The sequence below is a fragment of the Microbacterium sp. NPDC012755 genome, assembly GCF_042901325.1.
Classification (GTDB): Bacteria; Actinomycetota; Actinomycetes; order Actinomycetales; family Microbacteriaceae; genus Microbacterium; species Microbacterium natoriense.
The window spans coordinates 3,501,113-3,522,666 of sequence record NZ_JBIBCT010000001.1; the positions used below are offsets into that span (position 1 = coordinate 3,501,113).

Genomic DNA, 21,554 nt, shown 5'->3' on the forward strand with positions numbered 1-21,554 from the left:
ACTGACGGCATGGAACTCCACCAGCTGCAGATCCTGCGCGAACTCGGAGCCCTCGGCAGCGTCACCGCCGTGGCCGAAGCCTTGAACGTCACACCGTCCGCCGTATCCCAGCACCTCTCCGCCCTGCAGCGGGGAGTCCGCACCCCGCTGACTCGCAGAGACGGCCGGCGTCTCACCCTCACTCCGGCCGGAGAGGTGCTCGCGGCGGCCGGCACGGAGGCGATCGACGCGATGGCCGCTGCACGCAGCGCCTTGGACGAGTTCGAGAGCGAACCGACAGGCGTCGTCACCATCAGCGGATTCCACAGCGCTGGTCAGGCCCTGTTCGGATCCCTCGTGCGCGAGCTGTCCGAGAGCGACGCCGCCCCGACGGTGCAGCTCACCGATGAGGATGTCGCTCAGAGCGACTTCCCCGCGCTCACGGCGCGCTACGACCTCGTGCTCGCTCACCGCATGGAGCACTCCGAGCCCTGGCCGAAAGCCGGCATCCGCAGCCTCACGCTCGTCAGCGAGCCCCTCGACGTCGCGGTCGCGGCATCCCACCCCCTCGCAGCCCGCGTCTCCCTGACCCCAGACGACGTCGTGGGGCAGCCGTGGGTGACCAGCCGCATCGGCTACTCCCCCGATGACGTGCTGCGGGCCGTCTCCGCCGTCGCGGGGCGCGCGCTCGAGATCAGGCATCGCATCAACGACTACGGCGCGGTCTCCGCGGTCGTCGCCGCCGGCGACGTGTTGGGGATGCTGCCGCGCTACACGTCGCGCAGCGTCGACGACCGGGACATCGTGCGACTCCCTCTCCTCGGAGTGAGCACGCACCGACTCATCGACGTGCTCGCACGTCCGGAGAACCTGCGCCGGCGCTCGGTGCGGATCGTCGTGGAGGCGCTCGAACGGGTCATGGCTAGGCTCAAGGAATGACCGACGCCTCCAACCCGCTGCTGCAGCCGTCTTCGCTCCCCTACGGCCTCCCCGACTACGCCCGCATCAGGCCAGAGCACTATCTGCCCGCGTTCCGGGCGGCGTTCGCCGAGCAGCTGGGCGAGGTCGCGCGGATCACGATGGTCAGATCCATGCCGACGTTCGAGAACACGATCGAGGCGCTGGAGCGCTCCGGGGAACTCCTCGACAGGGTCGCCCACGCGTTCTACACGGTGAGCTCAGCGGATGCGACGCCCGAGATCCAGGCCGTCGACGAACAGCTCGCTCCGCTGATGGCCGCGCACACCGACGCCATCACCCTCGACGGCGCCCTGTACTGGCGCGTCAGGCTCGTGCACGAGCAGCGGGACTCCCTCGACTTGGACGCCGAGCAGGGCTACCTGCTCGAACGGCGGTTCCGCGAGATGACCCACGCCGGGGCGGCGCTCGACGACGAGGCCAAGGCGCATCTCACGCTCCTCAATCAGCAGCTGTCCACCCTGAGCAACACGTTCGAGCGGAACCTCCTCAACGACACGAACGACCTCGCGGTGGTCTTCGACTCCGCGTCCGAGCTCGACGGGCTCAGCGCAGGAGAGCTCTCCGCCGCCGCACGGGCTGCCCAGAGCCGCGGCCTCGACGGGAAGCTCCTCGTGTCCCTCCCCCTCTTCACCGGGCATCCGTACCTCGCACAGCTGCGCGATCGCGACGCCCGTCGTCGCATCATGGACGCGTCGCGCAGCCGGGCATCGCGCGACAACGCCGACGACAACCGCCCCGTGCTGCGCGAGATCGTGCGTCTCCGTGCCGAACGCGCCGCACTGCTCGGGTACGAGTCCCACGCCGCGTACGTCACCGCGGACGAGACGGCGAAGACCCCCGATGCCGTCGAACGGATGCTGCGCGCGCTCGCTGCGCCGTCGGCCCGCAATGCTCGCGCGGAGCGAGCGGCGCTGCAGGCCATCGTCGACGGGACCGAGCCGGAGCCGTTCGCGATCGAGGCGCACGACTGGGCGTTCTACACCGAGCGGGTGCGAGCGGCGACCTACGACATCGACACCAGCGCGCTTCGTCCGTGGTTCGAGGCGGAGCGGGTCCTGCAGGACGGGGTGTTCTTCGCCGCCACGCGGCTGTACGGGGTGACGTTCCAGGAGCGGCCCGATCTGACGGCGTACCACCCCGGTGCGCGGGTGTTCGAGGTCTTCAACGCCGACGGCAGCGCGCTCGGGCTGTACGTCCTCGACCTCTACACGCGCGACTCGAAGCGCGGTGGAGCGTGGATGAACCCCATCGTCAGCCAATCGCGTCTGCGCGGCACCGCCCCGGTCGTCGTCAACAATCTCAACGTGCCGGAGCCGGGAGACGGCGAGCCGACTCTGCTGACGCTCGATGAGGTGACGACGCTGTTCCACGAGTTCGGGCATGCACTGCACGGGCTGTTCGCCGTCGTGACCTACCCCCATTTCTCCGGGACCAACGTGTACCGCGACTTCGTCGAGTTCCCCAGCCAGGTCAACGAGATGTGGATCCTCTGGCCGGAGGTCCTCGACAACTACGCACGGCACCACGAGACCGGCGAGCCGCTCGACCCGGCGATCATCGACCGGCTCCGCGCCACGGAGACCTTCGACCAGGGACACGCCACCAGCGAGTACCTCGCCGCCGCCTGGCTGGATCAGGCGTGGCATCGGGTGGGTGCGGATGCCGACGTCGACGACGTCGCCGCGTTCGAGGCGGCGGCCCTCGCCGACATCGGCCTGAACGACCCGGTGGTCCCCACGCGCTACTCGTCGACGTACTTCGCGCACGTGTTCTCCGGCGGATACAGCGCCGGCTACTACTCGTACATCTGGAGCGAGGTGCTCGACGCCGACACGGTCGACTGGTTCCGCGAGAACGGCGGTCTCACACGGGAGAACGGCGACCGCTTCCGCGACCGACTCCTCGGCGTCGGCGGATCGAAGGATCCCCTGGAGGCGTACCGTGACTTCCGCGGTCGCGATGCCGAGATCGCCCCTTTGCTGAAGCGGCGAGGGCTGGATGTCTGATCGCATCGAACTGATCCGCCGCGCCTTCGACGGACGCGCGGCGGACTATGACGACAGCACGATGCATCGGACACTGGCTGCAGATGTCGCCGATGCCGTCGACCTCGACGGCGCGCGGACCGTGCTCGACATCGCCACCGGCACGGGGCTCGTGCTCCGCGCGCTCGCGCAGCGGGCGGACGGCATCCGACTGATCGGGGTCGACATCTCGTCGTCCATGCTGGCTGTGGCTGAGCGCGCGCTGCCGGTTGCGGAATGGATCACGGCGGAGGCGACGCAGCTGCCCCTGCTACCGGCCTCTATGGACATCGCGATCTGCGTGACGGCGCTGCACATCATCCCCGACGTGCCCGCCGCGCTCGACGAGTGGCACCGTGTGCTCCGTCCCGGCGGACGTCTCATCACCGCGACCTTCTCCTCGGAGTACAGGAGCGGCATCCCGAAGGCGTCCACCAATCGGACATATCCCAGCGACCACGATCCGTACGCGAGCGTCCCCGCGATCTCCGCCACCCTCGCACCGCACGGCTTCGGACTGCGCGCTCACCGAAACTGGACCGACGGGACCGACGCTGTGCTGATCGCGGAGTTCGTGGCAGAGTCGAGACCATGAGCGCCTTCCCCGAGACCCCGTTCGGCCTGATAGACCGCATCGAACTGGATGCCGTGGCTCTGGCGGTGATCCGCCACGAGGGCATCACGATCTCGGATCTCCGCGACGTGTTCGACGCGGGCTACTCGGCACTGGGGTCGTTGTTCACCTCGGGCGCCCTGGTGCCGGCGGGCCCCGCGGTGGCCGTGTACTACGGCGACCCGATGCGCGTGTTCGACCTCGAGCTCGGCTTCCCTCTCGTTCTCGCACCCGAGCAGCCCATCCTCGTGAACGGTCTCGAGGTCACGGCATCCGCTCTCCCGGCGGGTCCGGCGGCCGCGACGACCGTCCTGGGGTCGTACGACGAGCTCGGCGCCGGCTGGATGGGCCTGTCCGACCGAGCCCGCGCCGAGGGACTCGATCCGAGGGGCATCTGGATCGAGGTGTACGTCTCCGACCCGTCCACGGCGACCGACGCCTTGCGCACGGATCTCATCCTGCCCGTCGCCTGACGAGCACGACGAGGGCACGAACGCTCCCGTCGAGGCGAGACCGCCTCGACGCTCAGGCGCTCTTGCGCTTGCGCTCCATCACGATGGTGGGCGGGGCGCCCTCGTCGACCGCAGCGCGGGTCACGATGACCTTGGCGACGTCTTCGGCCGAGGGGATCTCGAACATGATCGGTCCGAGCACGTCTTCGAGGATGGCACGGAGACCACGAGCGCCGGTCTTGCGCTCGACGGCGAGGTCGGCGATCGAGCGGAGCGCGTCCTCCTCGAACTCGAGCTGCACCCCGTCGATCTCGAACATGCGCTGGTACTGCTTGACCAGCGCGTTGCGCGGACCGGTGAGGATGTCGATCAGCGCGCTCTGGTCGAGCGGCGACACCGAGGTCACCACGGGAAGACGGCCGATGAACTCGGGGATGAGGCCGAACTTGTGCAGGTCCTCGGGCAGGACCTCGCTGAACAGATCGAGATCCTTGCCCTTGTCGTGCAGCGGAGCACCGAAGCCGATGCCGTGCTTGCCGACGCGCGCCGAGACGATGTCCTCCAGGCCTGCGAAGGCGCCGGCGACGATGAACAGCACGTTCGAGGTGTCGATCTGCAGGAACTCCTGGTGCGGGTGCTTGCGACCGCCCTGCGGCGGCACCGATGCGACCGTGCCCTCGATGATCTTCAGCAGGGCCTGCTGCACGCCCTCACCCGAGACGTCGCGCGTGATCGACGGGTTCTCGGCCTTGCGGGCGATCTTGTCGACCTCGTCGATGTAGATGATGCCGGTCTCTGCGCGCTTGACGTCGTAGTCCGCTGCCTGGATGAGCTTGAGCAGGATGTTCTCGACGTCTTCTCCGACGTACCCTGCCTCGGTCAGCGCCGTCGCATCGGCGACGGCGAAGGGGACGTTGAGGCGCTTCGCGAGCGTCTGCGCGAGATAGGTCTTGCCGCAGCCGGTCGGGCCGATGAGCAGGATGTTGCTCTTGGCGATCTCGACGCTCTCGGCCTTCTGCTCGGCGGTCTGAAGCGTGCCGTGCGCGCGGATGCGCTTGTAGTGGTTGTAGACCGCGACGGCGAGGGCCTTCTTCGCGGGCTCCTGCCCGACCACGTACTCCTCGAGGAAGGAGAAGATCTCGCGCGGCTTGGGCAGATCGAAGTCGGCGGTGCCTGTGGCGGCGGACTCCGCCATCCGCTCCTCGATGATCTCGTTGCACAGCTCGACGCACTCGTCGCAGATGTACACACCGGGGCCAGCGATGAGCTGCTGCACCTGCTTCTGGCTCTTTCCGCAGAACGAGCACTTGAACAGGTCAGCGCTTTCACCGATACGGGCCATGCGCGTCCTCCTCAGGATGCCGAGATCGTCATCCGAGCCTAACCTCTGCACCGGACACCGGGACGCATTGGCGCGGTCACGATTATCCCCTGCACGCATCGACGCCTCCCGCCGAACGACGACGCCCCACCTGACCGACGTCGGCCCGGTGGGGCGTGGACGGTCAGCTGGGGCGTCGGCGAAGCGCTTCGGCGGGGTCAGACCATGCTCTTCGTGTGCCAGACGGTCTTCACCTCGGTGAAGGCCCCGATGCGCTCGGGAGAGGCCGAGACGGCGCCGGGGGCGAGAACCCGCTTGAGGGTCTCGGCCGCGGCGATCTGCATGTCGACCCAGTCCAGGTCACCGGCTCCGGCGAGGTCGAGTGCGTTCACATCCTGGTGGGAGGCGAGCCACGGCGCGATCTCGGCCGGCGAGCCGGTGAGGACGTTCACGACGCCCCCTGGCACGTCGCTGGTCGCGAGGACCTCGGCCAGGCTGATCGCGGAGAGCGGATGCCGTTCGCTGGCGATCACGACGACCGTGTTGCCCGCGACGAGCGCCGGCGCGACGACCGACACCAGGCCGAGAAGAGCGGAGTCCTGCGGCGCGACGATCGCGACGACGCCGGTCGGCTCCGGCACCGAGATGTTGAAGTACGGGCCGGCGACCGGGTTCGCGTTGCCTGCGACCTGCGCGTACTTGTCGCACCAGCCCGCGTACCAGACCCAGAGGTCGATGGCTTCATCGACCTGTGCACCCGCGACGGCGGCGGACACGCCCTCCTGGGCGACGATCTCGTCGACGAACTGCGCACGGCGTCCCTCCAGGACCTCCGCGACACGGTAGAGCACCTGACCGCGGTTGTAGGCGGTCGCACCGGACCAGCTCTTCACCGCGGCGCGCGCGGCGACGACGGCATCCCGAGCGTCCTTGCGCGACCCCTTGGCCGCGTTCGCGAGGAACGCCCCCTTCGCGGAGAGCACCTCGTAGGTGCGTCCGGACTCGCTCCGCGGGAACGCTCCGCCGATGGCGAGCTTGTAGGTCTTGGGCACGGTGAGTCGCTTGCTCATGATGCTGCTCCCTGGAGGTAGGCGGTCAGACCCTGACGTCCGCCTTCGCGGCCGTATCCGGACTCCTTGTAGCCGCCGAACGGGCTGGACGGGTCGAAGCGGTTGAAGGTGTTGGCCCAGATCACGCCGGCGCGCAGACGGTCTGCGACGGCGAGGATGCGCGACCCCTTGTCCGACCAGATTCCCGCGGACAGGCCGTAGGGGGTGTTGTTGGCCTTGGCGATCGCTTCCGCCGGGGTGCGGAAGGTGAGCACCGAGAGCACTGGTCCGAACACCTCGTCGCGGGCGATCCGGTGCGACGCCTCGACGCCGGTGAAGATCGTGGGAGCGAACCAGAAGCCCTTCTCGGGGATCACGCAGTCCGCGGTCCAGCGCTCGGCACCCTCGGCCTCTCCGATGTCGCTGAGCTCGCGGATGCGGGCCAGCTGAGCGGCGGAGTTGATCGCGCCGATGTCGGTGTTCTTGTCGAGCGGGTCGCCCAGGCGCAGCGTCGACAGGCGGTTCTTGAGCCTGTCGATGACCTCGTCGTGGATCGACTCCTGCACGAGCAGCCGGCTGCCCGCGCAGCAGACGTGCCCCTGGTTGAAGAAGATCCCGTTGACGATGCCCTCGACGGCCTGGTCGATCGGCGCATCGTCGAACACGATGTTCGCCGCCTTGCCGCCGAGTTCGAGCGTGAGCTTCTTGCCGGTTCCCGCGACGGCCTTGGCGATGTCGCGACCGACTCCGGTGGAGCCGGTGAACGCGACCTTGTCGACGTCGGGGTGACGGACGAGCGCCGCGCCGGTCGCACCGGCTCCGGTGATGATGTTCACCACACCGGCGGGGAGGTCGGCCTGCTGCAGGATCTCCGCGAAGATCAGCGCCGTGAGGGGCGTGGTCTCGGCGGGCTTGAGCACGACCGTGTTCCCCGCAGCCAGCGCAGGGGCGAGCTTCCACGCGAGCATGAGCAGCGGGAAGTTCCACGGGATGACCTGGCCTGCGACGCCGAGCGCGCGCGGGTTGGCGCCGAGCCCGGCGTAGTCGAGCTTGTCGGCCCAGCCGGCGTAGTAGAAGAACCAGGATGCGACGAGAGGAACGTCGACATCGCGGCTCTCCTTGATCGGCTTGCCGTTGTCGAGGCTCTCGGCGACCGCGAGCTCGCGGGCGCGCTCCTGCACCAGACGTGCGATGCGGAACAGGTACTTGCCGCGGTCCCGCCCGCTCATCTTCGACCAGGTCCGGTCGTAGGCGCGACGTGCGGCGGCGACGGCACGGTCGACGTCCTCGTCGCTCGCGGTGGCGATCTCCGCGATGCGGGTCTCATCCGACGGCGAGATGGTCGTGAAGCTCCTCCCCGATCCGTCGACGAACTCACCGTCGATGAACAGGCCGTAGCTGTCCCTGAGGTTCAGGACGGCCTTCGACTCGGGCGCGGGGGCGTATTCCAGAAATGACATGTTCGGTTCCACTCAGTCGATCGTGACGTAGTCGGGGCCGGAGTAGTGGCCGGAGGCGAGCTTCTGACGCTGCAGCAGCACGTCGTTGAGGAGGCTCGATGCGCCGAAGCGGAACAGGTGCGGCTGCAGCCATTCCTCGCCGACGGTCTCGGCGACGGTCACCAGGTACTTCACCGCGTCCTTCGACGAGCGGATGCCGCCGGCCGGCTTGACGCCGATCTTCTCGCCGGTGCCGCGGTGCCAGTCGCGCACGGTCTCCAGCATGAGCAGCGTGGTCGGCAAGGTCGCAGCGGGCTGCACCTTGCCGGTGGAGGTCTTGATGAAGTCGCCGCCCGCGAGGATGCCGAGCCAGGAGGCGCGCTTGATGTTGTCGTAGGTGTTGAGCTCGCCCGTCTCCAGGATCACTTTGAGCGAGGCATAGCTGCCGTCCTCGCGACGGCAGGCCTCCTTCACCTGGGCGATCTGGTCGAACACCAGACCGTAGCGACCCGACAGGAACGCCCCGCGGTCGATCACCATATCGATCTCATCGGCGCCCGCGGCGACGGCCTCTGCCGTGTCTGCGAGCTTGATGGCGAGGGATGAGCGACCGCTGGGGAACGCCGTGGCCACCGCCGCGACCGAGATGCGGCCGTCGTCGGGGTCGCCGTGCAGGTCGCCGAGAGCGGTGACCGCGTCGCCGACCATGTCGCCGTACACGCACACCGCGGCGACGCGCGGCGTGGTCGGGTCTGCCGCATCCGGATTCTTCGCCTTCGCGACGAGGGAGCGCACCTTGCCGGGCGTGTCTGCGCCCTCCAGGGTGGTGAGGTCGATCAGTTTGATGATCGTGTCGAGCGCCCAGGCCTTCGACGTCGTCTTGATCGATCGCGTGCCGAGTCCGGCCGCTCGCTGTTCCAGGCCCACCGCATCCACACCGGGGAGTCCGTGCAGGAAGCGCCGGAGCGTCGCATCGTCGGGCTCACCGCCCAGCACGTCCACCGCCGATCGGCGGCTGAGTTCTTTGGTCGTCACTGTTCCTCCAACAATGCTCTGGCTGTGTTCTCATCTGTCACGATCACGCTGCACAGGCCGCTGGTGACGACCGTGCGCGCGATGTCATGCTTCGCCGCACCCGTGGCGACGAAGACCGCCCTCGTGGCGGCGCGGAGTCTGTCGAGCTCGACACCCACCGTGCGGGCGTCGAGCTGGGGGTCGACGATGTTGCCGTCGGCGTCGATGTAGCGGCCGAGGACGTCGCCGACCGCTCCGCGGCGCGCCAGCTCCTCGACATCGGATGCCGTCAGGTAGCCGTTCTCGACGTGCGCGGATGTCGCGTCGCAGGGACCGGCGGTGAAGAGGAAGGCCTGCGCCTCCGCAGCCTCCTCGAGCACCGCGGCGACCGTGCGATCGGCTTCGATCGCCTGCTTGGTCTCGACGCGTTCCAGGATCGCCGGGCTCGGCAGCAGAGACACGTGTCCCGATGCCCGCTGGGCGATCGTGACCGCGAGACCGGCGGCACCACCGGAACGGCGGTTGAGGCTCACTCCCCCGTTCAGCTGCACGACCGTCACTCCCGTGGCCCAGCCGTCGGGCAGCGCCTCGGCGACCGCGCGGAGCGTACGGCCCCAGCTGACCCCGAGCGTGCGGGGAACGGGACGCATCGCGGTGAGATAGTCCGCTGCGGCCTGGGCGACGCGTTCGAGCGTGCCCTCATCACCTTCGGGCGCCGGCACGACGATGGCGGCGGCGAGGCCGTGCTTCTCCACGAGCTGGCGTTCGAGGCCGAGTCTGCGGGCGCGCGGATGCACGATCTCGATGCGGACGATGCCGCGCTCGCGAGCCTGCGTGAGCAGGCGGCCGACCTTCCAGCGGGAGATCTTGAGAAGGGCGCCGATCTCGTCCTGAGTCTTGTCCTCGTCGTAGTACAGCTCGGCGACGCGAACCATGACCAGCTCTTCTTCCACGGCATCCTCCTTCCTTCACCAGGATAGAGGGTCATCTGCGTTCGTGCACCCGTTTGCTCATATGAGCACCCGGTGCGCGAGTGGATGCGCAAAAGGACGCCGGTCTGATGACCGGCGTCCTTCTGCGGAGTGGAGCGCAGCTCAGACGCGCTTGCGCGTGGTGAGCACCTGGTCGACGATGCCGTACTCCTTCGCCTGCTCGGCGGAGAGGATGTTGTCACGGTCGATGTCGCGGTTGACCTGCTCGGCGGTGCGGTTGGTGTGGTGAGCCATGGTCTCCTCGAGCCAGGTCCGCATGCGGAGGATCTCCGCCGCCTGGATCTCGATGTCGGAAGCCTGACCGTGGCCCGCCTCGCCCATCGCCGGCTGGTGGATCAGCACACGAGCGTTCGGCAGAGCCAGACGCTTGCCAGGGGCACCGGCCGCGAGCAGCACGGACGCGGCGGACGCCGCCTGTCCGAGCACGACGGTCTGGATCTGCGGCGCAACATACTGCATCGTGTCGTAGATCGCCGTCATCGCGGTGAAGGATCCGCCGGGCGAGTTGATGTACATCGTGATGTCGCGCTCGGAGTCCTGGCTCTCCAGGACGAGGAGCTGCGCCATCACGTCGTCGGCGGACGCGTCGTCGACCTGTACGCCGAGGAAGATCACGCGGTCTTCGAACAGCTTGTTGTACGGGTCCTGACGCTTGAAGCCGTAGGCCGTGCGCTCCTCGAACTGCGGGAGCACGTAGCGGCTGGACGGGAGGTTGCCAGCGGACTGGAAGGTGGGGGTGTACATGTGATTCCTTCTCTTTCCGCTTACTTGGAGTCCTGCTCGGTGCCGCCGCCGCCGATGACGTCGGAAGCCGATTCGCGGATGTGGTCGACGAAGCCGTACTCGAGCGCCTCCTGAGCCGTGAACCAGCGGTCACGGTCGCCGTCGGCGTTGATCTGCTCGACCGACTTGCCGGTCTGGGCCGCGGTGATCTCCGCGAGGCGGTTCTTCATCGAGGTGATGAGCTGCGCCTGCGTCTGGATGTCGCTCGATGTTCCGCCGAAGCCGCCGTGCGGCTGGTGCAGCAGCACACGGGCGTTCGGGGTGATGTACCGCTTGCCCTTGGTGCCGGCGGTCAGCAGCAGCTGCCCCATGGACGCCGCCATTCCGATGCCGACGGTGACGATGTCGTTCGGGACGAACTGCATCGTGTCGTAGATCGCCATACCCGCGGTGATCGAGCCACCGGGCGAGTTGACGTAGAGGAAGATGTCCTTCTCGGAGTCCTCTGCCGCGAGAAGAAGGATCTTCGCACAGATCTCGTTGGCGTTCTCGTCGCGCACCTCCGACCCCAGCCAGATGATGCGGTCCTTCAGCAGACGGTCGAAGACGCTCGTCGCGAGGAGGGGTTCTGCAGCCATGTCAGCTCCTGATTCCGTGTTTCAGTGATTTCGAATCTACCGGCGACAACGCGGCGTTCAGGCCGTGTTCGCCGTCGGCATATCAGGTGTCGGCGTCGGCGATCTCGTGGGCGTACGCGGTCATGGAGCGGTGGTAGCGCGGCAGGTGCGGAACGAGGGCGAGCAGCGCCACCGAGAGGCCCCGTGCGGGCTGCCCCGCGTTCGCGAGGATGAGCGCGTGCACGGTCGCCACGGCATCCCGATACGGTCCGTCGGGCGAGCGCTCCTCCTCCGCCGTGATCACGGCGAGAGCATCGTCGTACTCTCCGAGATTGCGCAGGGAGCTCGCCAGCTGGATCACGCACTGCGGGCGGTGCTCCTCATCGAGGCCGAGCTCGAGCGCGCGACGGTAGAGCACCACGGCTTCGGCAGGACGTCCCGCCGAATCCCGCGCCCCCGCGCGCTCGAACTCCGCTCGCGCATCGTCCGCCCCGCGCTCCGCGGCGAGTGCGTCGATGCGTGCGATGGTCTCGTCGCCGACCTCCTCGCCCGAGGCGTCATCCCACACGTCGTCGATCCGCTGGTCCCAGCTCTTCATACCCTGTCCTTCCGGTGATGAAAAAGGGGCGGATGCCGCAGCATCCGCCCCTTCTCGTGATCGTTCGATCACTCAGCCTTGTCGGCGGCCTTCTTGGCCGGAGCCTTCTTGGCGGCCGGCTTCTTCGCGGCGGGCTTGTCCTCCGCTGCGGCGTCGGCCTTGTCAGCCGGAGCCTTCTTGGCCGGAGCCTTCTTCGCGGGAGCCTTCTTCGCGGGCTTCTCCTCGGCGGGAGCCTCCTCGTCCGAAGTCTCGTCATCGACGACGACGAAGTCGCTCAGGTCCACGGCCTTGCCGTTGGTGTCGACGACCTTGACCTTGCCCAGGGCGATCGCGAGGGCCTTGTTGCGGGCGACCTCGCCGACGAGCGCGGGCAGCTGGTTCGACGACTGCAGCGCCTCGACGAACTCCTGCGGCGCCATGCCGTACTGCGCAGCGGACTGCACGAGGTACTGCGAGAGCTCCTCCTGCGAGACCTGCACGTCAGCCTGCTCGGCGATGGTGTCGAGCAGCACCTGCGTGCGGAACTGCTTCTCGCTCGCCTCGGTGACCTCGGCACGGTGCACGTCGTCTTCGAGGCGGCCTTCGCCCTCGAGGTGGTTGTGCACCTCGTCCTCGATGAGCTGCGGCGGAACGGGGATCTCGATCTTCTCGAGCAGCGTCTCGACGAGCTTGTCGCGAGCGGCGGAGCCCTGCGTGAAGACGCCCTGCTGCGAGACGCGCTCGGCCAGGCTCGCGCGGAGCTCGGCGATCGTGTCGAACTCGCTGGCGATCTGCGCGAAGTCGTCGTCGGCCTCGGGGAGCTCGCGCTCCTTGACGGCCTTGACGGTCACGGAGACCTCGGCCTCGGAGCCGGCGTGGTCGCCGCCGACGAGGGCGGAGCGGAAGGTCGTGTCCTCACCGGCGGTGAGCGACTCGATCGCGTCGTCGATGCCCTCGAGCAGCTCGCCGGAGCCGACCTCGTAGGAGACGCCCTCCGCGCGGTCGATCTCGGCGCCGTCGATCGTGGCGACCAGGTCGAGCTCGACGAAGTCGCCCTTCGCTGCGGGGCGGTCGACGGGGACGAGCGTGCCGAAGCGGGCGCGCAGCTTCTCGAGCTCCTCGTCGAGAGCCGCGTCGTCGGCCTCGACGGCGTCGACCGTCAGGGTGATGCCGTCGTAGGAGGGCAGCTCGATCTCGGGGCGGACGTCCACCTCGATGTCCACGAGCAGGTCGCCCGAGAAGTCCTTCTCGTTCGGCCACTGCGTGATCTCGGCCGACGGGCGGCCGACGACGCGGACCTTGTGCTCGACCGTGGCGTCACGGAAGAACTTGTCGAGGCCCTCGTTGACCGCGTGCTCGATGACCGCACCGCGGCCGATGCGCTGATCGATGATGGGAGCAGGGACCTTGCCCTTGCGGAAGCCGGGGATCTGCACGTCCTGAGCGATGTGCTCGTAGGCGTGGGCGATGCTGGGCTTGAGGTCTTCCGGGGTGACCGTGATGCTGAGCTTGACCCGGGTCGGGGTCAGCTTCTCGACGGTGCTGTTCGCCATGCTGGTTTGTTCTCCTTGTAGTTTCCGCGCTGAATCGCGGCGCTGAGGCTTGAGAAAGCCGTGTCGGGGCGACAGGAGTTGAACCTGCGACCTCCCGCTCCCAAAGCGGGCGCTCTACCAAACTGAGCTACGCCCCGGGGAATCCGCGCGCAGATTCAGCCCCATCGAGTCTAACGGACAAGAGCACCCCTGACTGTCCGCTATGATCGATGAGTCGGTGCGGCGCCAGCAATGGCCCGCGTCGGGGGTGTAGCTCAATGGTAGAGTCTCAGTCTTCCAAACTGATTGCGCGGGTTCGATTCCCGTCACCCCCTCGATCTGATCAGGTCCTCGCCCACGGCGAGGACCTTTTCTACAGGGAGGGATGCCGTGACCGACCCGGACTCCCCTCTGCGCGGCGCACATGACCTTCCGCTCCTCTTCTCCAGTGCGCCCGTCGCCCCGACCCGTCCGAGGAGAAGGCGCACGGGACCGGTGCTCGGGGTCGTCGGAGCTCTCGTCGTCGCCGGCGGACTCGCCGCGGCTCAGCTGGGTGCGAATCTGAGCTACGACGACGCCGCCGAGCGGTACGACGCCGCAGTGCAGACGACACGCGAGACCATCGCCGAGGTGCGAGCGGACACCGACGACCTGCAGTCGGCCACCGGCTACGCCTCCCAACTGATCCAGAGCGATGACGGGACACTGGTGGATTCCGCGTCGAAGGACGCGCTCGCCGCTGCCGTGTCCGGAGCGGAGGCCGCCGCATCCGACGCGGAGGACGTCCTGGACTCGCGCATCCCCGAGCCCGGCGAGAAGCCCACCTGGTTCTGGGAGCTCTTCGCCGTGTCCGATCGGCTCGCAGACGACCGCGACGGTCTCGACGATCTGGCAGACGACCTCGCCGATGAGACTCCGGCGATCGACGAGGCGCAGACGGCGCTGTCGGATGCCGGTCTGACGCTGCTCACGACGGCGGCATCGACCGCCGCCGGATTCGAGGCCGCGCATCCCTCGGCGAAGAACGATGCGGTGATCGCTCTCCGCGATGCGGCGGCGAAGGCGTCCGCGGCGACCGGCATCGACGCCAGCGCCGCGACGTCGCTCGCCTCCCTGCAGAGCGCCGCCGCCCTGGTCGTCTCGTCCGAGCAGGCCGAGCTGGCCGAGAAGGCGGGGCCGCTGCTGTCGAAACGGCTGGAGATCGAGGCGTTCGCGCGCTCGCTGGCGCCCGGCGTGCTCCTGGAGTTCGACTGGAACCCCATCGTCAGCGGAGCCGGAGGCAGCGGGAGCATGGGCGGACTCACCACCTGGTGGTGGGACACGCCAGGACGCGCGGTGATCGAGCTCTCGAACTCGGTGGCGGAAAGGTGGCCCTCCTACAGCAGCAAGTCGCTCGTCGCGCACGAGGTCGGCCACGCGATCAGCGTCAAGTGCGAGGACATGTACGACTCGTCCACCCAGGACAGTATCGAGAAGTGGGCGACGGCCTGGGCGATCAGCATGGGGTACACGGACGACGCGAACGGGGTCTGGGCCTACGGCTATCCCCCGCAGTCGTACATCGACGCCGCTGCCGGATGCCGGTGATCGCACCGACCTGACCGCGGACCGAGCCCGACGACGCGAGAGGCCGCCACGACGGATCGTCGTGGCGGCCTCTCGCGAAGGAACCGGGGTCTTACTGACCCCGGCGCTCGCGCAGCTGTGTCAGCGCGTCCTCGAGGAGCTGAACGGCTTCCTCGTCGGTGCGTCGCTCCTTCACGTACGCCAGGTGGGTCTTGTAGGGCTCGGTCTTGGCGAGAGCAGGAGGGTTCTCCTTGTCTCGACCGGCCGGCAGACCCGACTGCGGGTGATCGATGATCTCCGGGATCTCCTCTTCGGGGAGACCTGCGGCGAAGTAGCGGACGGTCTCGTTGCCGAGTCCGTCCCAGTAGGAGACCGCGATGCGGTCTGCGTGATAGCCGTGGTCCTGCTCGCCCATCGGGCCGGAGCCGACCCGGGTGCCTCGGATCGCGTTGCCGCCGGTAGCCATCAGATCACCTCGAACTTGGTGATGAGGCCGAGCGCGACGATCGCCACGAACCAGGCCAGCGCCAGGACGACCGTGAAGCGGTTGAGGTTCCGCTCGGCCAGACCGGACGAGCCGACCGCCGAGGACATGCCTCCGCCGAACATGTCGGACAGGCCGCCGCCGCGACCCTTGTGGAGCAGGATGAGGAGGGTCAGCAGGACGCTGGTGATGCCCAGCACGACCTGCAGGACGAACTCGAGAATTTCCACGAGGAAGAGCCTTTCGCTGGGGCACGACTGCCCCCGTAACGGTCAAGTATACGGTGCGGCGGGGCCGGAGCCCCGCCACAACTCACACTCCGACGTGCTTCTCGAACCGGATGATCGCGGCGAACTCGTCGACGACGAGGCTCGCCCCGCCGACCAGAGCGCCGTCCACATCGGGCTCGCGCATGAAGCTGGCGATGTTCGCCGACTTGACCGAACCGCCGTAGAGGATGCGCGTGCGCGCGGCGGCCTCGTCGCCGAGGACCTTCGCGATCACACCGCGCAGAGCGGCGCAGACGTCCTGCGCCTGCTGCGGCGTCGCCGCCTGGCCGGAGCCGATGGCCCAGACCGGCTCGTAGGCCACGACGATGTCGGCATCCTTCGAGACGCCCTGGAGCGCTGCCTCCAGCTGCCCGGCCGGAACCGCGCTCGCACCGAACTTCTCGAGGTCCTCCGCGGTCTCGCCGACGCAGATGACCGGAACGAGTCCGTTCTTCAGCGAGGCCTTCACCTTCGCGGCCACGACATCGTCCGACTCCGCGTGGTACTCACGGCGCTCGGAGTGGCCGATGATGACGTACTTCGCGTCGAGCTTGGCCAGGAACGCGCCCGAGACCTCGCCCGTGTACGCGCCGGAGTCGTGCGCCGAGACGTCCTGCGCGCCGAGGGCGAACGGGATCTTGTCGGCGTCGATCAGCGTCTGCACGCTGCGGATGTCGGTGAACGGAGGGAAGACCGCGACCTCGACGGACCCGTCCTCGTGCTTCGCATCCTTCAGCGTCCAGTGCAGCTTCTGGACGAAGGCGACCGCCTGCAGGTGGTCGAGGTTCATCTTCCAGTTTCCCGCGATCAGCGGGGTGCGCTTGTTCGTCGCCACGATGTCACTCCCATCCCAGGACGGTGAGTCCGGGTAGTTTCTTGCCCTCGAGGAATTCGAGGCTGGCGCCGCCGCCGGTCGAGATGTGGCCGAACTGGTCGTCGGCGAAGCCGAGCTGGCGCACGGCCGCAGCGGAGTCGCCGCCGCCGACGACGCTGAGTCCGTCGACCTCGGTGAGAGCCTGCGCGACGGTCTTGGTGCCACCGGCGAAGGCCGGGAACTCGAACACGCCCATCGGGCCGTTCCAGAACACCGTCTTCGAGCCGCGTACGACCTCCGCGAACCTCGCGGCGGTCTCCGGACCGATGTCGAGGCCGATTCCCGAGGCGCCGAATGCGGTGTCCTCGATCGCGTCGGCCGCAGCGATCTCATGCGCGGCATCCGCGGCGAAGGCCGAGGCCACCACGACGTCGGTGGGGAGCACGAGTTCGACTCCGCGCTCCGCCGCCTCGGCGATGTATCCGCGAACGGTGTCGAGCTGGTCCTCCTCCAGGAGGCTCGAGGCGACGTCGTGCCCCTGAGCCTTGAGGAAGGTGAACAGCATGCCGCCTCCGACGAGGATGCGGTCGACGCGCGGGAGCAGGTGCGAGATGACGCCGAGCTTGTCGCTGACCTTCGAGCCGCCCAGGACGACCGCGTACGGACGCTCCGGGTTCTCCGTGAGGCGGTCGAGCACATCGAGCTCGGCAGCGATCAGCAGACCGGCGGCCGACGGCAGGATGTCGGCGAGATCGTAGACGCTGGCCTGCTTGCGATGCACGACGCCGAAGCCGTCGGAGACGAGGACGTCGCCCAGTTCGGCGAGCTGCGCCGCGAACGCGCCGCGGATCTCGTCGTCCTTGGAGGTCTCCCCCGCGTTGAACCGCAGGTTCTCGATGACGACGACGCCGCCGTCTTCGAGCGAGGCGACGGCATCCTTCGCGGATTCGCCGACCGTGTCGCGCGCGAACGCGACCGGAGCGCCGAGCAGCTCGGACAGTCGCTGCGCGACCGGCTCCAGGCTGTACTGCGGGTCGGGTGCACCGTCGGGACGACCGAGGTGCGAGCAGACGACGACGCGGGCGCCGGCGTTGATGAGGGCGTTGAGGGTCGGCAGCGAGGCGCGTACACGCCCATCGTCCGTTATGACCCCGTCCCGCAGGGGGACGTTCAGGTCACAACGGACGATGACGCGCTTGCCCTCGAGCGAACCCAGTGAGTCCAGGGTGCGCAGAGTCATGTGTCTGAGATTCAGAGACGCTCGGCGACGTACTCGGTCAGGTCGACGAGACGGTTGGAGTAGCCCCACTCGTTGTCGTACCAGCTCGAGACCTTGACGAGGTTGCCGCTGACGTTGGTCAGCGTCGCGTCGAAGATCGAGGAGTGCGGGTTGTGCACGATGTCGCTGGAGACGATCTGGTCCTCGTTGTACTGCAGGTAGCCGGCGAGGCGACCCTCGGCAGCGGCCTTCTTGTAGGCCTCGTTGACCTCGTCGACCGTGAGGTCCTCGCGGTCGGTGATCAGCGTGAGGTCGACGATCGAGCCGGTGGGAACCGGAACGCGGTACGACGAGCCGCTCAGCTTGCCCTGGAGCTCCGGGAGCACCTCTCCGATCGCCTTGGCGGCACCGGTGGAGGCCGGGGTGATGTTGATCGCGGCGGCGCGTGCGCGGCGCAGGTCGCCGTGCGGGCCGTCCTGCAGGTTCTGGTCGGCCGTGTAGGCGTGCGCGGTCATCATGAAGCCGCGGTCGATGCCGAACGCGTCGTTGAACACCTGAGCCAGCGGCGCGAGGCAGTTGGTCGTGCAGGAGGCGTTGGAGATGATGTGATCCGTCTCCGGGTTGTAGGTGTCCTCGTTCACGCCCATGACGAACGTGCCGTCGACACCCGTGCCGGGAGCCGAGATCAGGACCTTCTTGGCGCCGGCCTCGATGTGCTTTTTGGCCAGCTCCGCCTTGGTGAAGAAGCCGGTCGACTCGATCACGATGTCGACGCCCAGCTCGCCCCACGGGAGGTTGGCGGGGTCGCGCTCAGCGAACGCCTTGATCTCCTTGCCGTTGACGGTGATGCTGTCGTCGTCGTAGCTGATGTCGGCGTCGAGGACGCCTCCGACCGAGTCGTACTTCAGCAGGTGCGCCAGCGTCTTGTTGTCGGTGAGGTCGTTGACCGCGACGATCTCGAGGTCAGCCCCCTGCGCGAGAGCCGCGCGGAAGTAGTTGCGTCCGATGCGGCCGAAGCCGTTGATACCGATCTTGACAGACACTCAGGTCTCCTGATTTCTTGTGCGCTCGCGCGCGGTTTCAACTAGAGAGAGCATGGACAACGGCGTCCCGACGGGCGAAGAGTCCATCGGGACGCCCGTCTTGTTTACGACAGTACCAGCAGGCCAGCGGTCTTCTCACGGGCGATGTCGAAGCGCTGTGCGACGTTCTCCCAGTTCGCGATGTTCCAGGCGGCCTTGACGTAGTCGGCCTTCACGTTCAGGTAGTCGAGGTAGAAGGCGTGCTCCCACATGTCGAGCTGGAAGATCGGGACCGTGCCCTGAGCCGTGTTCGACTGCTGGTCGAACAGCTGCTGGATGATCAGTCGCTGTCCGATCGAGTCCCAGCTCAGCACCGACCAGCCGGAGCCCTGGATGCCGAGGGCGTTCGCGGTGAAGTGCGCCTGGAACTTCTCGAAGGAGCCGAAGAACTCGTCGATGGCGGCGCGGAGCTCGCCCTCGGGCTCGCCTCCGCCGTTCGGCGACAGGTTGGTCCAGAAGATGGAGTGGTTGACGTGACCGCCGAGGTTGAACGCGAGGTCCTTCTCGAGCTTGTTCACGTTCGCGAGGTTTCCGGTCTCACGGGCCTCAGCGAGACCGTCGAGCGCGGCGTTGGCACCGGCGACGTAGGCCGCGTGGTGCTTGTCGTGGTGCAGCTCCATGATCTTGCCGCTGATGTGCGGCTCGAGGGCTGCGAAGTCGTACGGAAGGTCGGGGAGCGTGTAGGTCGCCATTTCGCTTTCATCCAATCCGCGCCGCGCCGCGGCGCTTGCCGATCCTCCGCGCCACCGAAGTGCGGTGCGGAGCGGACGCTTTTCATCCTACTGACGACAACGCGGCGAGGGACCCGTTCCTTCCGCCGTATGACGAAAGAGAGCCGGCCCCGTCGGGGGTCGGCTCTCTTTCGTCGGTCGTGAGATCAGACGTCGAGTCCTGCCGGCACGGCGGCCTCGGTACCGGGGATGCCCTCCTGCTGCGCGCGCTTGTCGGCCATCGCGAGGAGTCGGCGGATGCGCCCTGCGACGGCATCCTTCGTCATGGGAGGCTCGGCGTGGTGGCCGAGTTCGTCGAGGCTCGCATCGCGATGCGCCAGGCGCAGCTCGCCGGCGACCTTGAGGTGGTCGGGCACGTCATCGGCGAGGATCTCCAGTGCGCGCTCCACGCGCGCGCACGCGGCGACGGCGGCCTGCGCGGAGCGGCGGAGGTTCGCGTCGTCGAAGTTCACGAGGCGGTTCACGCCGGCCCGCACCTCGCGGCGCTGACGCATCTCCTCCCAGGCGACGGCGGTGCGCTGAGCACCCATCTCGCTGAGGATCGTGCGGATCGCCTCGCCCTCGCGGACGACGACGCGCGGCATCCCGCGGACCTCGCGGGCCTTCGCGGCGACGCCGAGACGGTGTGCGGCGCCGACGAGGGCCATGGCGGCCTCGGACGTGGGGCAGGACACCTCGAGCATCGCGGAACGGCCGGGCTCGCTGAGCGTACCTGCAGCGAGGAACGCTCCGCGCCACAGTCCGGAGACCTCCGCGCGGGAGCCGGTGGTCAGACGGTTCGGCAGGCCGCGCACGGGGCGACGGCGCTGGTCGAGGAGACCGGTCTGGCGTGCGAGGGTCTCCCCCGAGGCGATCACGCGCACGGCCCAGCGGGCACCGTCGTTCGCGGTGCTCGACTGCACCTGGGCGATCTCCGGGCGCACGCCGTAGATCTCCGCGAGGTCCCTGGCGACGCGCTGTGCGAGCACCTCCGCATCCACCTCGGCTTCGACGGCCACCCGGCCGGCGATCGAGTGCAGTCCGCCGGCGAACCGGAGGATGGCGGTGACCTCCGCGACACGCACCGTGGGGGGTGCATTGCGGATGCTGACCAGCTCAGCCTTGACGTCGGTGGTTAGTGCCACGGGACTCCTTCACGTTCACGCGCCGGGTCGCGACGCAAACCTCCAGCCTACCCGGCTTTGCGGCTCGGCTACTCCCGGCCCAGGTCTCTGTGACGCACGCTGACGGCGACTCCGGGGACCGCCGCGAGGCGTCGAGCGAGCTCCTCCACCATGGCGACCGAGCGGTGCTTTCCGCCGGTGCATCCGATGGCGACGGTGGAGTGGCTCTTGTTCTCGCGCTGGTAACCCTCGAGGACCGGCGTGAGGGCGGCAGTGTAGGCGTCGAGGAACTCCGTCGCCCCTTCCCGCGAGAGCACGTAGTCTCGCACCGCCTCATCCTGACCGGTCTGTCCGCGGAGCTCCTCGTTCCAGAACGGATTGGGCAGGAAGCGCATGTCTGCGACGAGGTCGACGTCGGTGGGCAGACCGTACTTGAAGCCGAAGCTCATCAGCGTCACGCGGTGGCGGGCGGCGCCCTCTTCGGAGAACAGGTCGGACACCTGGGTCGCGAGCTGATGGATGTTCAGCGAGGACGTGTCGATCACGAGATCCGCCGCCTCGCGGATCGCCGCGAGACGCGAGCGCTCGATGCGGATGCCGTCGAGCAGCGTGCCGTCGCCCTGCAGCGGATGCGGCCGGCGGACCGACTCGAATCGACGCACGAGCACGTCGTCGGAGGCGTCGAGGAACAGCACACGCACGGATCCTCGCGAGCGCAGCGCACGCGCGACCCCGGGGAAGTCGTCGAAGAGGTTGCGACCGCGGACATCGACCACGGCGGCGATCTTCGGAAGCGCATCACCGCCCATGTCGGTGAGGTCGAGGAGGGGCCGCAGGATCTGCGGTGGGAGGTTGTCGACGACGTACCAGCCGAGGTCCTCGAGTGCGTTCGCGACGGTCGTGCGCCCCGCGCCCGACATCCCCGTGACGATGAGGAACTCGCCCTTGTCCCCGTCTGCCATCATTGCTCCTT

22 protein-coding genes and 2 tRNA genes are annotated in these 21,554 nt (G+C 68.2%); 6 read left to right on the forward strand and 18 right to left on the reverse strand.

What is annotated here, in order from left to right:
* Positions 1 to 9: 9 nt before the first annotated feature.
* From ACFY5A_RS16395 to ACFY5A_RS16410, 4 genes are read left to right on the forward strand one after another with little or no spacing between them, the layout of a single operon-like run.
* Positions 10 to 918 (forward strand): LysR family transcriptional regulator, encoded by a 909-nt coding sequence (locus ACFY5A_RS16395; RefSeq protein WP_387235630.1) that lies wholly within the window; start codon positions 10 to 12, stop codon positions 916 to 918.
* A complete protein-coding gene (locus tag ACFY5A_RS16400) occupies positions 915 to 2,966 on the forward strand; it encodes a M3 family metallopeptidase (protein WP_387235632.1) in 2,052 nt (683 codons plus the stop codon). The genes ACFY5A_RS16395 and ACFY5A_RS16400 overlap by 4 nt, the downstream gene beginning before the upstream one ends.
* Positions 2,959 to 3,579 (forward strand): class I SAM-dependent methyltransferase, encoded by a 621-nt coding sequence (locus ACFY5A_RS16405; protein ID WP_387235635.1) that lies wholly within the window; start codon positions 2,959 to 2,961, stop codon positions 3,577 to 3,579. Before ACFY5A_RS16400 ends, ACFY5A_RS16405 begins: the two co-directional genes overlap by 8 nt.
* Positions 3,576 to 4,070, forward strand: a complete 495-nt coding sequence (locus ACFY5A_RS16410; protein ID WP_387235638.1) for a GyrI-like domain-containing protein — start codon at positions 3,576 to 3,578, stop codon at positions 4,068 to 4,070. The genes ACFY5A_RS16405 and ACFY5A_RS16410 overlap by 4 nt, the downstream gene beginning before the upstream one ends.
* A gap of 52 nt (positions 4,071 to 4,122) precedes the next feature.
* Here the strand turns inward: ACFY5A_RS16410 and clpX are convergent, their stop codons facing one another.
* The 10 genes from clpX to ACFY5A_RS16460 all read right to left on the reverse strand — a co-directional run bounded on the left by clpX (position 4,123) and on the right by ACFY5A_RS16460 (position 13,471).
* Positions 4,123 to 5,391, reverse strand: coding sequence for an ATP-dependent Clp protease ATP-binding subunit ClpX (gene clpX, locus ACFY5A_RS16415; RefSeq protein ID WP_105674442.1), 1,269 nt, complete (start codon positions 5,389 to 5,391; stop codon positions 4,123 to 4,125).
* Between the two features lie 197 nt (positions 5,392 to 5,588).
* On the reverse strand, positions 5,589 to 6,440 hold the full coding sequence (locus ACFY5A_RS16420) for an aldehyde dehydrogenase family protein (RefSeq protein WP_387235642.1): 852 nt from the start codon (positions 6,438 to 6,440) through the stop codon (positions 5,589 to 5,591).
* On the reverse strand, positions 6,437 to 7,879 hold the full coding sequence (locus tag ACFY5A_RS16425; protein ID WP_341941919.1) for an aldehyde dehydrogenase family protein: 1,443 nt from the start codon (positions 7,877 to 7,879) through the stop codon (positions 6,437 to 6,439). The genes ACFY5A_RS16420 and ACFY5A_RS16425 overlap by 4 nt, the downstream gene beginning before the upstream one ends.
* Positions 7,880 to 7,891: 12 nt before the next feature.
* A complete protein-coding gene (deoC, locus tag ACFY5A_RS16430; RefSeq protein ID WP_341941918.1) occupies positions 7,892 to 8,893 on the reverse strand; it encodes a deoxyribose-phosphate aldolase in 1,002 nt (333 codons plus the stop codon).
* Positions 8,890 to 9,825, reverse strand: a complete 936-nt coding sequence (locus ACFY5A_RS16435) for a sugar-binding transcriptional regulator (protein WP_105674435.1) — start codon at positions 9,823 to 9,825, stop codon at positions 8,890 to 8,892. The genes deoC and ACFY5A_RS16435 overlap by 4 nt, the downstream gene beginning before the upstream one ends.
* Positions 9,826 to 9,966: 141 nt before the next feature.
* A complete protein-coding gene (locus tag ACFY5A_RS16440) occupies positions 9,967 to 10,608 on the reverse strand; it encodes an ATP-dependent Clp protease proteolytic subunit (RefSeq protein ID WP_105674433.1) in 642 nt (213 codons plus the stop codon).
* Positions 10,609 to 10,628: 20 nt separating this feature from the next.
* The gene (locus tag ACFY5A_RS16445; protein ID WP_105674431.1) at positions 10,629 to 11,225 is read right to left on the reverse strand and encodes an ATP-dependent Clp protease proteolytic subunit; all 597 of its coding nucleotides are present in this window, start codon (positions 11,223 to 11,225) and stop codon (positions 10,629 to 10,631) included.
* Positions 11,226 to 11,307: 82 nt separating this feature from the next.
* Positions 11,308 to 11,802 (reverse strand): tetratricopeptide repeat protein, encoded by a 495-nt coding sequence (locus ACFY5A_RS16450; protein ID WP_387235647.1) that lies wholly within the window; start codon positions 11,800 to 11,802, stop codon positions 11,308 to 11,310.
* Positions 11,803 to 11,870: 68 nt separating this feature from the next.
* Positions 11,871 to 13,334 carry a trigger factor gene (gene tig / locus ACFY5A_RS16455; protein WP_341941916.1) on the reverse strand — a complete coding sequence of 488 codons (1,464 nt, stop codon included), beginning with the start codon at positions 13,332 to 13,334 and terminating at the stop codon, positions 11,871 to 11,873.
* Between the two features lie 63 nt (positions 13,335 to 13,397).
* Positions 13,398 to 13,471: transfer RNA gene (locus ACFY5A_RS16460), tRNA-Pro, on the reverse strand.
* Positions 13,472 to 13,577: 106 nt separating this feature from the next.
* On the opposite strand from ACFY5A_RS16460, the gene ACFY5A_RS16465 reads away from it, so the two are divergent.
* Together ACFY5A_RS16465 and ACFY5A_RS16470 are read left to right on the forward strand one after the other, a co-directional pair.
* Positions 13,578 to 13,648: transfer RNA gene (locus tag ACFY5A_RS16465), tRNA-Gly, on the forward strand.
* 55 nt (positions 13,649 to 13,703) lie between these two features.
* Entirely contained in the window at positions 13,704 to 14,900 is a 1,197-nt protein-coding gene (locus ACFY5A_RS16470) for a hypothetical protein (protein WP_387235650.1), read from the forward strand.
* Positions 14,901 to 14,991: 91 nt separating this feature from the next.
* Here ACFY5A_RS16470 and ACFY5A_RS16475 read toward each other — a convergent pair whose 3' ends face one another.
* The 8 genes from ACFY5A_RS16475 to rapZ all read right to left on the reverse strand — a co-directional run bounded on the left by ACFY5A_RS16475 (position 14,992) and on the right by rapZ (position 21,543).
* A complete protein-coding gene (locus ACFY5A_RS16475) occupies positions 14,992 to 15,345 on the reverse strand; it encodes an RNA polymerase-binding protein RbpA (protein WP_105674423.1) in 354 nt (117 codons plus the stop codon).
* A complete protein-coding gene (gene secG / locus ACFY5A_RS16480) occupies positions 15,345 to 15,593 on the reverse strand; it encodes a preprotein translocase subunit SecG (protein WP_067352826.1) in 249 nt (82 codons plus the stop codon). Before secG ends, ACFY5A_RS16475 begins: the two co-directional genes overlap by 1 nt.
* A gap of 82 nt (positions 15,594 to 15,675) precedes the next feature.
* Positions 15,676 to 16,467 carry a triose-phosphate isomerase gene (tpiA, locus tag ACFY5A_RS16485; protein ID WP_105674421.1) on the reverse strand — a complete coding sequence of 264 codons (792 nt, stop codon included), beginning with the start codon at positions 16,465 to 16,467 and terminating at the stop codon, positions 15,676 to 15,678.
* Between the two features lie 4 nt (positions 16,468 to 16,471).
* The gene (locus tag ACFY5A_RS16490) at positions 16,472 to 17,686 is read right to left on the reverse strand and encodes a phosphoglycerate kinase (protein WP_387235653.1); all 1,215 of its coding nucleotides are present in this window, start codon (positions 17,684 to 17,686) and stop codon (positions 16,472 to 16,474) included.
* Between the two features lie 11 nt (positions 17,687 to 17,697).
* On the reverse strand, positions 17,698 to 18,708 hold the full coding sequence (gene gap, locus ACFY5A_RS16495; RefSeq protein WP_105674417.1) for a type I glyceraldehyde-3-phosphate dehydrogenase: 1,011 nt from the start codon (positions 18,706 to 18,708) through the stop codon (positions 17,698 to 17,700).
* A gap of 104 nt (positions 18,709 to 18,812) precedes the next feature.
* Positions 18,813 to 19,439 (reverse strand): superoxide dismutase, encoded by a 627-nt coding sequence (locus ACFY5A_RS16500; protein ID WP_105674415.1) that lies wholly within the window; start codon positions 19,437 to 19,439, stop codon positions 18,813 to 18,815.
* 185 nt (positions 19,440 to 19,624) lie between these two features.
* On the reverse strand, positions 19,625 to 20,602 hold the full coding sequence (whiA, locus tag ACFY5A_RS16505) for a DNA-binding protein WhiA (RefSeq protein WP_105674413.1): 978 nt from the start codon (positions 20,600 to 20,602) through the stop codon (positions 19,625 to 19,627).
* A 68-nt stretch (positions 20,603 to 20,670) separates the two neighbouring features.
* Complete coding sequence (gene rapZ / locus ACFY5A_RS16510) at positions 20,671 to 21,543, reverse strand: RNase adapter RapZ (RefSeq protein ID WP_341941913.1); 873 nt, start codon at positions 21,541 to 21,543, stop codon at positions 20,671 to 20,673.
* Positions 21,544 to 21,554 lie beyond the last annotated feature (11 nt).